Genomic DNA, 12403 nt, shown 5'->3' with positions numbered 1-12403 from the left:
TTATCTGCCTACTGGCTACTGACTACTTATTGTAGTACTCCAGCGCTTTCACCATATTGGCATTCAGCCGCTCAATTCTTCGGTCAGGGCCTGGGTGAGTGGAAAGGAATTCTGGAGGTGCTTCTCCTCCTACTTTAGCCATTCTTTCCCAAAATATGGGGGCCTGTCTTGGGTCATACCCAGCCATAGCCATAAAAATCAATCCTAACTCATCGGCCTCCAGTTCATGCTTTCTGGAAAAACTCAACATGCCCAATTGAGAACCCATTCCGATAGACTGCAAAAAAATCTGCTCCGTTAAGGTTGGATTTTGTCCCATAGCCACTGAAATGGCTGAAATCCCAAGGTTAGCTAACATTCCGTTTGACATTCTTTCTCTGGAATGAGAAGCCACAGCATGAGCTACTTCATGGCCCATTACTACCGCAATGCCCGTTTCATCCTGGCAAATCGGCATAATCCCCGTGTAGAATGCTACTTTTCCTCCGGGCATACACCAGGCATTGACCTGCTCGCTTTCCAATAGATTAAATTCCCAATTGAAAGTTGCCACCAAATCCTGATACCCTTCTTGGAGCAAAAAGTCTTCAACAGCTTTGGAAATCCGCTTTCCTACATTGACTACTTGCTGACCTTGAGGAGTTTGGGTCAAAACCTTCGATTCATTCTTGATTTTGGAATATTCCTCATTGACAAGAGGCATAATTTCCTCATTGGACACGGCTGCCAACTGCATTCTCCCGGTCAGAGGAACTTTGGCACATGCATACACCATCAATCCGAGTGTCAGTATTGCTATCGTCTTTTTCATAAGTCAGTTGAATTTCTCTGTTTAAATCAAATCCGGTACCAAACCAATAATGTAAACTATCATTTCTTATCCATGTTGGCAAAACGGAACCGGTCTATTTTCTCAAAGGATTAATTTCCTGAAAGTATCCATCTCAAATTCCAGCCTTTAATCTTCATTTAATAAAAAATCTCCTTTTTCATCATCCGAATAGGCTGGAAACCCAGGAAATTCTCCTTTAACTTTTGTACAAAAACCAATGGGAAGACTTGATTTCGCTTCTAATTTTCTATTTTTCAAAAAAGAAAAAAGATGGAAACCCAAATCACCACTACTTCTCTTTCTTCTGCTGCAGAGGATTACAGAAAGAAAATGCTAAACCCGGCGGTATTTCGAATGGCTATGCTTTCCAAACTGCCCTCAGCTGTTTTTTGGGGCTTTAAAATGCTTTCCCTAGACCGAGAAAAGTGTCAGGTTTCCATCCCATATCGCTGGAGTACACAGAATCCTTTCAGGTCCATCTATTTCGCTGCATTGGCTGGTGCAGCGGAGTTGAGTACAGGAGCTCTTTGCCAATTGGCACTGGCCGGCAGAGGGAGTTTTAGCATGTTGGTAGTGGACTTTCGGGCCGAATATTTCAAAAAAGCGAATACCAAAATCTCCTTTTCCTGCGATCAAGGGGCTGAATTGTTTGAGCTCATCGAGGGACTCAAGCCCGGAGACACAGCTCAATTGACTATGATTTCCACTGGAAAAAATACCTCAGATGAGATCGTAGCTAAGTTTTATGTGACTTGGTCTTTTAAGAAAAAAAGCTAATCCTCCAGATAGGTTTCCAATCGGATAAATTCAGAAAGTTGGGCCAAAACCCGCTGACTGGACCAGTCCAAGAACTGGTGAGCACGGTGAAATTCATTAAATCGAATAATCATTTCGTCCCAGGACTTCCGATCCATTTGGTATTTTTCCATCAGACTGATGCGAATCGAATCTGAATCAATCACAGCCAAATATCCTGCCCTTCTGCGCTCAATATCCAGCTGTTCTTCATATTTCCTGAGCTGCCTGTTTCTTCTCGTGAAATAGCTGATAGGCCCATAAATCGAAAAATTGGGATAAAGTGAGGATTTGTCCGAAGCGGTGGTAGCTTGTCTGCTCAGCGGCTTTTCTCCCTCAGGTTCATCTTTCACCAAAACCAAACGCCCGTCTTTGAAGCGATAGCGAAAAAGCTCAGACCGAACCTCAAAAGTCGGAAGAAGCCTTGCCTGATCCTGAATTTCTATCAATAACATTCTTTCCAAACCCAAAACCACTCGTTTGGCAACGAAGCCCGGAAAATTTATTCTCAATGTGTCCCCAGCGCTGGCTCGGATACTAAAGTGTCCCCGCTCATTGGTGAGGACAGGTTCATTGTTTCCTACCCTTACCTCTACCCCTTTCATGTATTTTTTGTCGATGGCATCAATCACATTTCCGGAGTAGCTCACCTGAGCCTGAACCCACCCGGAAATCAACCAAGCAATACATAATAAGGAAAGCTGCTTCATTCTAAACAAAGCTAACCCGAGGAGATTTTATCAGGAAATATTCCCGGTTAAAGAAACTTAATCAATTCCTTGGATCGACTTGAGCATATCTGTTCCTAAAAATTCAGGGGTCTCGGTTCGGTACCACGTTCGATTCATAGGTATTTTCATCCCTTCAAAATCATATTGACCTTCCAGATAGATGATTTCTCCCTTGCCTGCTGCTTCATCCTGATAGAATTTGTAAGCCTCCATCCTGTAGTTTTCAGGATTAAGGTAGAAGTACCAAATGTCTTTTTCATAGGGAACACGGACCACTTTATAGGTTTTTCCGGATAGGGTTTCTTCTCTTACCGAGTCTTCGATAAGCGTGCCAGGATCCATCAGTTTCATAGGTAAGCCCCAGAGATAGGAGTAATAATTCCGAAGCCGGAGCGCCCTTTCATTTTCAACCTCTCCAATATTGATTTTCACTGAGTCCCCGACTACCTCAAATTCCAAATCCCTGAATCGATAGGAAAAATGGGAAACCGGATTTTTCAGGGTAAAAAAATACGATCTGGACTCTCTCCCCGCTGGCAAACTGTCTTCCACATAAAATACAGCCTGCAAATTGGCCCACCTACCCTGAGGATCATGGTATTTGATGGATTGCTCAATCCATTCCTTTCCTGTTTTCGGAGCTGGGTCATAAGAAGAACAGGAAAAAAGCAGAGTCCAAATGGCCAAATAAGTCAATAAACGCATCCCTTTTTTCTTGGCAATCTACTTAATTTCGGCGGATGAAATCGAGCCTGACCCTAATAGACACTCAGAGGGATGATTAATACACAAGCGAAGATTCCCTGTCCGACGACAGGCGGGCATGTGGCATTTAAAAAACTAATTACAAACACATGAAACTCCAACTCACCCGGATAGCCCCTACACCCAGCGGATATTTGCACCTCGGCAATGCTTTTTCCTTCCTGATGACAAAAGCATTTGCCGAAAAATACCAGGCTGAAATCCTCCTTCGGATCGATGATTTGGATAGAGAGCGATACCGAACCGAGTATGTTCAAGACATTTTTGATACCTTGGACTTTTTGGAAATACAAATTGACCGCGGGCCAAAAAACCTTGGGGAGTTTGAGTCGGAATGGTCCCAAATACATAGAATGGCCTTGTACGAGGAAGCCTTGGAAAAAATCAGGACCTCCGGAAAAGTATTTGCCTGCGATTGCTCCCGAAAAATAATTCAGCAAATGAGCCCTCAGGGCTATTATTTGGGACAATGCCTGGATCGCAGGATTCCCTTGGACAGAAAAGAAACATCCTGGAGAGTGGATACCTTGGATTCGGATTTCATCGAAATCAATGAATACCCGGACCGAAAAATTACAGACCTGATCCCTGAGGAAAGCGCATTTTACATGATCCGCAAAAAAGACGGAGTCCCCTCCTATCATCTCAGTAGTTTGGTGGATGACCTTCATTTTGAGGTAGACGGGATAGTACGGGGTATGGATCTTTTGCCTTCGACCTTTGCTCAAATGGATCTTGCCAGACTTTTGGGAGATACTTCATTTTCCAAGACTCTTTTTCTCCATCATGAGCTGCTAAAGGGACCCGACCAGAAGAAACTGAGCAAGTCTGCTGATTCCACGTCTATTCATTACCTCAGAAATGAAGGTAAAAGCCTGAAGGACATTTTTGGTTTATTGGGTCTATGGGCCGGCAAAAAAGTCCCAATCAGCACATTTGAGGAGTTCAAGGCTTCTTTTTTAACCCTATAAAAAAACTCCGAAACCCAAACCAAGCAGATCGCTTGACATAAGTTCCGGAGTTCTTAAATCAAAGAGTTCCGACTTACTCGTACTTTGCTGGCATTCCCGGAGCCACGGAAGATTTGAGGATAAACTGTCGGATATCTTCATTGGATCTTTCCAAATCTTCTGCCCGTAGGTACATCATGTGACCTGACCTGTAGCCTTTAAAGTCAATTCTATCCCTCATTTTGCCATTGGGGTCGATATGCCAAGTGCTGTATTTGGCATTGAAGTAGTCTGTGCCTCCGTCAAAATATCCGGATTGAACCATCAAATGCAGGTAAGGATTCTGTCTCATCGCTGTACCCAAGTCATAGCCGGTAGTTTCGTTGCTTCTATCCCAAGGATTGACCGGACCAAAGAGATTGTAAGTCAGGTCAGTGTTGAATTTGAGGACGTTTTTGGCATAGTGATTAAAGGCAGGAGCAAAAGCATGATTCCAGCTTGTAAGCGCCGGATCGAAATCATATCGTTCTCCTCCCTCCATTCGGTCAAATCCTTTGTAGCGGCTGTCCAGTCGGCCCACGGTCATTCCATCCCGTTCACGAAGCAGTTCTTTCCAGAAAAAGCTGGTTGGTACCATCAAATTGTACTGAAGAATGGCTTCTTTTTTCAATCCGGAATAATAGGCCATTTTGGTAGCAATAGCCTCTCGATCAGATTCAGAGAGCATGCCTCCTTTAGTCATGGCCGGGAGAATCTCATTTACAGCCATGGGCTCTACGATAGCAAGGATTTCATCCAAATCTTTGGCCTGAAGCTCGGCAGGCAGTGCCTTGTGGTACCATGCAGTGGCTGCATAATACGGCCAGTAATTGGCCATTTTCACTGGGCCTCCTCTATCAATACCCATATCGGTAGGCGACACCAGAATCACCCCATTAAAATACATCCAGTGGGAATTTTGAAGGCGGGAAACCAAGCCGGCTACCCTGGTGGTCCCGTAGCTTTCTCCAATAAGGTATTTGGGAGAAGCCCAGCGATTTTGTCGAGTCACAAAGGTATTGACCCAATCGGCGAGATATTGGATATCTGCATTGATTCCAAAAAAGGTACTTCTTGGCGTATCCTCCTTTACAATCCGGCTGTAACCGGTATTGACCGGATCCACATAGACGATGTCTGCAACATCCAAGATCGAGTGAGGATTGGATCTTGTCCCATAGGGCTGAACCGGATAGCCTTCATCATCTATATTCAGCAATACAGGTCCGGTGTAAGCCAAATGCATCCAAATAGAAGCAGACCCCGGGCCCCCATTGAAGCTGATGACCAAGGGTCTTTTGGCTTTGTCGGTGACATCGGTACGCTCATAATAAGTGTAGAAAAGGGAGGCAATGGGATCCCCGTTGGCATCCCACACAGGCTGGGTACCCGCAGTCGCTTTGTATGGAACTCTTTTGCCTTTGATGGTGACATCAGAGGTGGTTTCTACATTGGATTCCACCTCGATTTTGCGCTCTGTCTGTGAAAAGGCCAAATTCACACACCAAATCAGCAAGAAGCTAAGGTAAATTTTTCTCATAGATAGATCAGGTTAAATACGATAGTAAATAACAGGTTTTGATCGTCTTTGAGGAGGAAATTTACAGGAGTGGAAAAGTACAGTTTTTACTTATTGGTGCTATATCCAACCAATTTTGCAATAACTACTGCGGGATAAAGTATCCCGATGGTGGACAGAAAGACAGCCAACATTTTAGACATGATATTCACCGGGGTAAAGTCACCAAAGCCAACTGTAGTCAAGGAAACCAGGCTGAAATAAATGTAGGTAGAAAAGTCCTCATCCAGTCCCACCAGCTTGTTTGCGACAGAAAGGTCTGTTACCCCGCTTATGGAGGAACCGATCAGCAAATGAATTACTTCAAAACCAAAAGCACCCAAAATAGCAACCAATAGATAAACATTCACAGCACCGATCACCCGGTAAAGATTTACCTCATTGTTTCTAAACAGCAGCCGGATATTGACAAAGATAAATACCCCCATATTGACCAATCCGACAACTCTTTCCCATAAGTAAAACTCCACCGGAAGATCACTGAACCTCAAAATCCTCAGCCCCAATTGCAATACAAACAAACTGGTGGTCAAAAAAATTAGAAACCGATTGTCTGAAGACCAAATCCCTGTAAAAAACAGAAATACAAACACCAAATTGACAAACAGGAGACTGACATGACCATACTCAATCAATACCGGCAAGATAAATACAGTAAATACCAATGCAACCAGCAGTGTCACAAAACTGAAGTCATTCAGCCAATAATCACTGAGGTGCTTCATTAACCTCCTCACCCCAACCCTCCTTTTTGTCGTTTGCTCCATAATTTAAAATGTGAGTTCTCCTTCCCAGACTTTGACTGCTTTACCATGGATCAGAACCCGGTCATCATGCTTTTCAAGAAATAACTCCCCTCCCCTTTTACTGGCCTGGAAGGCTTTGAGCTGGGTTTTACCTGTCTTTTGATTCCAATAATCCATCAAAGCACAATGGGCAAATCCAGTGACAGGATCCTCAGGCACTCCGACATTGGGACCGAAAAACCTGCTGACAATATCATATTCCTGATCTCCTTCAGCCGTGATGATAAATCCCTCCTCACTGTTTGCAGCTATTTTTCCAAAATCCGGATCCAAGTCTCGGACAGCTTGGGCATCTTCTAATTCAAAAATCCAGTTTTTGCGCAGCTGAGCGGCATGCAAAATCCTCTTTCCAAAGAGCTGATCGGTAAATTCCGGATGAGAATCAGTGAAGGTAGGAATCAATGGGAAATCCATTTGCAAATATCCTCCCTCGCTTTTGACTCTCAGCTCACCGCTTTTGGTTGAAAAATGAATAAGCTCCCCTTCTGCAGCCCATCCTGAAAGTAGCATCCAATGGGAAGAGGCCAAGGTGGCATGTCCGCAAAGATCAATCTCCAAAGTTGGGGTAAACCAGCGAAGGTTGAAATATCCTGACTCCTCAGTTTTCTCCACAAAAGCAGTTTCACTTAGATTCATTTCCATGGCGATAGATTGCATGGTTTCTTTGGGAAGAAATTCTTCCAAAAGACAAACTGCAGCAGGATTGCCGGAAAAAGGTTTGTCCGTAAATGCATCAATCACCGCTATTTTCAGTGTTTTTCCCATCAGTATCTCTCTTTAAAGATTCGTAAATGATGCTCCAAATGACCTGGGATAATCCAAAGTAATGCTCTGGGAGAAATGGGGTTGCCATTGGCAGAACCCACCCAATCCAATACCTCCTCCGAAAGAGTCGGAATGAAACTCAGCAAAGCCTGTCTTTGCATCTCAAAATCGCGGATCAAATCCGAAAAAGAAACCGAGGCGAATCTCCCTTCTACCACAAATTGATCCTGATCAAACCCGGGAAGCATTTGCTTTTCACCCCGTGCGATGCACAAGGCACGAAATAGCATAATCCGCTCTGTATCGATAATATGTCCCAAGACCTCCTTTGGAGTCCACTTACCCTCAGCATATCCTCTATCTTCCCAGCCTTCCGGTTTGCTTGAAAAATAAGTTTTCAGCTCAGTCAACTGTTTTTGAATCAGTTCGGAGTAGTTTTCCTGAGAAAGCTTGGAAATGTAGGTTTCAAAAAAAACCGGATAATCTCCTTTGTTTGGCAATGAGAAGGTATTCATGTAAAACTGTTTAGCGAATCGGGTGCTATGGGATAAATTTAGGCCTAAGCTAAAAACAACCTTACGATGCGCAAAATTTTATTCACCCTCCTTTTGGGATTCCTTTCCCTAAATCTGTTTTCCCAACAAGCCATCATCAGAAACCCCCAAATCGCTGAAATGGTGGAAGAAGTTTCTGCTGATTCTCTGAAAAAATACATCTATGAATTAACCTCGTTCAATTCCAGGCATACCCTGAACACCAATACTGAAAATGGAATGCCAGCCGCTCAGCGCTATGTTTTGAGTAAGTTTCAGGAATGGGCAAAAGCTTCAGGAGGAAGAATGAGTGCTGAAATCGAAGAATTTGTCACTCCTGGAGATGGTCGAAGAATAAAAGAAGATGCCAAAGTTGCCAATGTTGTAGCTACCTTAATAGGCACCAATCCAAACGATAATCGGGTTTTTATTGTATCTGCACATTTGGATTCCAGAAACCGAGACGTGATGGATGCCGATGGAGCTGCTCCCGGCGCCAATGATGACGGTAGCGGTGTGGCTCTTGTGATGGAATTGGCCAGAATCATGGCCAAGACTGAATTTTCAGCTACTATCCTTTTTGTTGCTTTCACCGGAGAAGAGCAAGGGCTCAAAGGTGCTACCTACCTTGCTGACAAAGCCAAAGAACAGGGATGGAATATCGAAGCAGTATTGAACAATGACATTGTGGGTAACAGTGAGTCTTCCGGCACTTTGATCAAGAACAACACGCAAATGCGGGTGTTTTCTGAAACCATCCCCCTTGCAGAGGACGAAAGAGCTGCCTCCATCCGACGGTACACCAATGCCGACAACGACAGCAAATCCAGACAACTAGCCCGGTACATCAAAGAAGTTGGAGAACGCTACGTGGACCAAATGGAAGTCAAACTGATTTACAGAAGCGACCGATTCCTTAGAGGTGGAGACCAAACTCCATTTATGAGAAATGGATACACTGCCGTGAGAATGTCCGAAATGAATGAAAATTTTATCCATCAGCATGAAAATGTCCGTATTGAAGACGGTATTCAATACGGTGACCTGCCTGAATTCATGGATTTTGAATATTTGAGAAAAGTCTCAGCGGTCAACCTGGCTTCTGCTGCTTCCTTGGCTAATTCTGCTTATATGCCACAGGACGTACAAATTGATGTACGTGGACTCAGCAACCATTCTATTTTGCTTTGGAAAGCTCCCCAAACCGGAAAAGTCAAAGGATATTATGTCCTAATGCGAGAGACTTCTTCTTCTATGTGGGAAAAGAAGTTTTTCACTACTGAAACCAACCTAACCCTACCCTACAGCAAGGATAATTATTTCTTTGCTGTGCAGTCTGTGACCGAAGGAGGTGAAGAAAGCCTTCCAGTTTTCCCCTCTCCTCTGACTCGATAGGTTTACTTAAACCAGTTCTAAATTTTGAAGATTATAGGGTACTCGGAAACCCAAATGCCCCATTATTTAGTTAAGTTTAGGTATTAAATGCAACCAAAAATGAAACAGAAAGAAATCGTAACGCTTCAGCGTTCTTTACTTCCCGATACAGAAGCCTTGCTCAATCAGCAGATTGAAATGGAAGGCAAGTCCTCAGCTTATTACCTCTCCATGGCTTCTTGGTGCCATATGATGGGCTATGAAAATGCAGCCAAATACCTTTATACCCATGCGGACGAGGAAAGAATGCACATGATGAAAATCTTTCAATATGTGAATGAAGCTGGTGGACATGCGATCCAGCCAGAGATCACCGGAATCCGTCACCATTTCAATTCGCTCAGAGAGGTTTTCGAGTTGATTTTGGAGCACGAGATCAAAGTCACCAAATCCATCAACAACATTGTGGACCATGCCTTTGGGGTGAAAGATTTTGCCACCTTCAGCTTTATGCAGTGGTACGTAACAGAGCAGCGGGAAGAAGAAACTATGTCAAGAAGAGCCCTTGAGCTGTTTGATATCATCGGTGAGGAAGGTATTGGACTCTGGACTATTGATCAGGAACTGGGCAAGCTCCATGCTGCCGGTGAAGGTTCAGGTGCCTAAAATTTGAAATGTACGTCTTTAAAAATCGGCTTTGGAACGGGCCGATTTTTTTTTGTACTCATTTTTCTTGGTTCGCTTTAAAACTTCTCCATAATGGAGTTCAAAAATCTCTTTTTGTTGATGTCACTTTTTAAGGCCCTCAAAAACTAAAAAAATGAGATTCTATCCGACAAATTTCAAAAAATTTTACTTGTCCAATTTGAAATTAGCCATTTCAAGTGTCAATGGATATTGAATCAGAAAAATTCAACATAATCTAATTTAAATGAAAAAATAACTTTTTTTTATTTCAAAATAATATTTTAAGAATTGAGAGGTATTCAAATTTTAATTTTTTAAAAATTCATTATTTCGATATTTTTTTTAATTTTCTAAGAGTTGTTAAATTTTTCCAAGAATATGCCCAAGCTATGACCAACCCAATAACTAACCTTCAGGCGAGGTTTTTTCAGGAACTCAAATCATCTATTCCTCCTTACGCATCACTTGTAGATGAAATCGCAGAATTGCTTCAAGTAAGCATGGATAGTGCCTATCGCAGAATCCGAGGCGAGAAACTTCTCGATTTTGATGAGCTGAAGATCATCTGTCAACGGTTCAATATTTCTGTGGACAGATTTTTCAGCGCGACATCCAATGCCATTTTATTCCATGGTTCCCTCAACACCTATGATGAAAACGCATTTGGCAGGTGGATGGAGGATGTCCTTGCACAGCTTAATTTGGTCAACAGCTTCAGTCACAAGCACGTGTACTTTTTGGTAAAGGATATGCCTCCTTTTCATCATTACTATCATCCCTTGCTTGCAGGATTCAAGTTTTTCTTCTGGAAAAAGTCAATTCTATACTATGAGAACCTGAAAAACGAAAAATTCTCTGCTTCCAAAAACTACTTTGCCCCCTATCAAGACCTGACCCAAAAAATTCTGAGAGTGTATAACAAAGTTCCTACCTCAGAAATATGGAACGAAGAAGGACTCAATACCACATTGAGGCAAATCGAGGTATATCACGAAATGGGACTTATTGACACTTCAGATACAACTCTACAACTCTACCAATGTGTACTGGAAGTAATAGATCATCTGGAGAAAATGGCTGAGACGGGTAGAAAATCAATGCTCGGCCATCCTCCATCTGAGGAAAGTGCAGAATATCGCCTCTATCTGAATGAAATAGTACTCGGAGACAATACATTCATGGCTGAAATCGGAGAAAACAAAATCACCTACCTAAATCACAGCGTGCTGTATTTCGTGGGTTCGACTGACCAGCGATTCAATGAGGGGATGTTTAAAAATCTGGAAAATCTGATGAAAAAGTCAACGCTCATCAGTGGTACCGGAGAAAAGGAAAGAAAGCAGTTTTTCAACAAACTTCGCAAAAAAGTACAGGCAAAAGCGGCTTTGGTCCAATCAGAAGTCTAACTTAGGGAAAAATTAAAGTCAAAGAATTAATTTCCTAGTACCCTTCACAATGAATAAAAGCTTCCTTTTACCGCTATTTTCCTTCCTCTTGATTTTTTCTTGCTCCAAACCTGAGGGGCAAGTTTCTACGGAAGAAACTTCTACTTCCGTCCAATTCTCCCAACCGGAACCACCCCAAAAAGAACCGGGTATGGCTTGGATACCAGGAGGGGAATTTATCATGGGGACTGATGAGATGGATGCCTATCCTGCCGAAAAACCTGCTGTAAACGTACGGGTAGAAGGATTTTGGATGGATGTGCATGAGGTCACCAATGAAGAATACGCAAAATTTACCGAGGAAACGGGATATCTAACTGTAGCTGAAAGACCCATTGACTGGGAAGAACTGAAAAAACAGCTTCCTCCCGGAACTCCGAAAATTCCGGATGAGCAGCTTCAGCCCGGATCTATGGTCTTTTCCCCTCCACCCTATCCAGTACCTCTAAATGATATCTCAAGATGGTGGGTATGGGTGACTGGTGCTAATTGGAGACATCCTTATGGACCCGGAAGCTCAATAGAAGGCTTGGAGAAGCATCCCGTGGTGCACATTGCTTTCGAAGATGCCCAAGCCTACGCCCAATGGGCTGGGAAAAGGCTGCCCACGGAATTTGAATGGGAATTTGCAGCCCGAGGAGGAGTAAACGGAAAGCGATTTGCTTGGGGTGACGAGCTGACTCCATCGGGTCAATATCTGGCCAATACGTTCCAAGGCAATTTCCCTAATGAAAACCTCGGCAGTGATGGATTTATGGGTACCAGTCCTGTAAAGTCTTTCGCTCCCAATCCATTTGGACTTTACGACATGATCGGTAATGTCTGGGAACTCACCTCCGATTGGTACGATGCTTTGAAATATGCCCGAATTGCCGGTCAGGCCCCGAAGCTTGATGAAGGAATGAACCCATGCTACAATCCGGATAATCCTTATGCCCAAGAAAGGGTTATTAAGGGAGGTTCTTTCCTTTGTGCGGCCAATTATTGTGTGAATTATCGTCCCTCAGCCCGTCAAGGCCAAGCTTTTGACTCCGGTACTTCCAATGTGGGATTCCGCTTGGTTAAAGACGCCCCAGGAAAAACTCTCGGAATGAATTAGACC

13 protein-coding genes are annotated in these 12403 nt (G+C 43.3%); 6 read left to right on the top strand and 7 right to left on the bottom strand.

Translation table 11 applies throughout. The features are described from left to right. Nucleotides 1-22 precede the first annotated feature (22 nt). Nucleotides 23-811, bottom strand: coding sequence for a M48 family metallopeptidase (locus AAA942_RS02030; protein ID WP_338218560.1), 789 nt, complete (start codon nt 809-811; stop codon nt 23-25). A 291-nt stretch (nt 812-1102) separates the two neighbouring features. Between AAA942_RS02030 and AAA942_RS02025 the strand changes: the two genes are divergently transcribed. Next, nucleotides 1103-1609: a DUF4442 domain-containing protein gene (locus AAA942_RS02025; protein ID WP_338218559.1), complete on the top strand. Its 507-nt coding sequence runs from the start codon at nt 1103-1105 to the stop codon at nt 1607-1609. Here AAA942_RS02025 and AAA942_RS02020 read toward each other — a convergent pair. Both AAA942_RS02020 and AAA942_RS02015 read right to left on the bottom strand, forming a co-directional pair. Next, nucleotides 1606-2337 (bottom strand): hypothetical protein, encoded by a 732-nt coding sequence (locus AAA942_RS02020; protein WP_338218558.1) that lies wholly within the window; start codon nt 2335-2337, stop codon nt 1606-1608. The genes AAA942_RS02025 and AAA942_RS02020 overlap by 4 nt on opposite strands. Nucleotides 2338-2394: 57 nt before the next feature. Then, the gene (locus AAA942_RS02015) at nt 2395-3063 is read right to left on the bottom strand and encodes a DUF6503 family protein (RefSeq protein WP_338218557.1); all 669 of its coding nucleotides are present in this window, start codon (nt 3061-3063) and stop codon (nt 2395-2397) included. Nucleotides 3064-3212: 149 nt separating this feature from the next. Between AAA942_RS02015 and AAA942_RS02010 the strand changes: the two genes are divergently transcribed. Further along, nucleotides 3213-4094 (top strand): glutamate--tRNA ligase family protein, encoded by an 882-nt coding sequence (locus AAA942_RS02010; protein ID WP_338218556.1) that lies wholly within the window; start codon nt 3213-3215, stop codon nt 4092-4094. Nucleotides 4095-4167: 73 nt separating this feature from the next. Here the strand turns inward: AAA942_RS02010 and AAA942_RS02005 are convergent, their stop codons facing one another. The 4 genes from AAA942_RS02005 to AAA942_RS01990 form a co-directional block, all read right to left on the bottom strand. Beyond that, a complete protein-coding gene (locus tag AAA942_RS02005; protein ID WP_338218555.1) occupies nt 4168-5652 on the bottom strand; it encodes a S10 family peptidase in 1485 nt (494 codons plus the stop codon). Between the two features lie 86 nt (nt 5653-5738). Then, a complete protein-coding gene (locus AAA942_RS02000) occupies nt 5739-6458 on the bottom strand; it encodes a potassium channel family protein (protein WP_338218554.1) in 720 nt (239 codons plus the stop codon). 3 nt (nt 6459-6461) lie between these two features. Next, nucleotides 6462-7262, bottom strand: a complete 801-nt coding sequence (locus AAA942_RS01995) for a PhzF family phenazine biosynthesis protein (RefSeq protein ID WP_338218553.1) — start codon at nt 7260-7262, stop codon at nt 6462-6464. Continuing rightward, nucleotides 7262-7777: a DinB family protein gene (locus AAA942_RS01990; RefSeq protein WP_338218552.1), complete on the bottom strand. Its 516-nt coding sequence runs from the start codon at nt 7775-7777 to the stop codon at nt 7262-7264. Before AAA942_RS01990 ends, AAA942_RS01995 begins: the two co-directional genes overlap by 1 nt. A gap of 66 nt (nt 7778-7843) precedes the next feature. On the opposite strand from AAA942_RS01990, the gene AAA942_RS01985 reads away from it, so the two are divergent. The 4 genes from AAA942_RS01985 (at nt 7844) to AAA942_RS01970 (ending at nt 12400) form a co-directional block, all read left to right on the top strand. Further along, nucleotides 7844-9190, top strand: a complete 1347-nt coding sequence (locus tag AAA942_RS01985) for a M28 family metallopeptidase (RefSeq protein WP_338218551.1) — start codon at nt 7844-7846, stop codon at nt 9188-9190. Between the two features lie 99 nt (nt 9191-9289). Beyond that, the gene (locus tag AAA942_RS01980) at nt 9290-9835 is read left to right on the top strand and encodes a ferritin (protein WP_338218550.1); all 546 of its coding nucleotides are present in this window, start codon (nt 9290-9292) and stop codon (nt 9833-9835) included. A 410-nt stretch (nt 9836-10245) separates the two neighbouring features. Then, the gene (locus tag AAA942_RS01975) at nt 10246-11262 is read left to right on the top strand and encodes a hypothetical protein (RefSeq protein WP_338218549.1); all 1017 of its coding nucleotides are present in this window, start codon (nt 10246-10248) and stop codon (nt 11260-11262) included. A gap of 190 nt (nt 11263-11452) precedes the next feature. After that, nucleotides 11453-12400, top strand: a complete 948-nt coding sequence (locus tag AAA942_RS01970) for a formylglycine-generating enzyme family protein (protein WP_338218548.1) — start codon at nt 11453-11455, stop codon at nt 12398-12400. Nucleotides 12401-12403 lie beyond the last annotated feature (3 nt).

Source organism: Algoriphagus sp. oki45 (genome assembly GCF_036245605.1).
In the GTDB taxonomy this organism is placed as follows: Bacteria; Bacteroidota; Bacteroidia; order Cytophagales; family Cyclobacteriaceae; genus Algoriphagus.
Note: the sequence above shows the minus strand (reverse complement) of the source record. Positions and strands in the feature narration are given on the sequence as shown.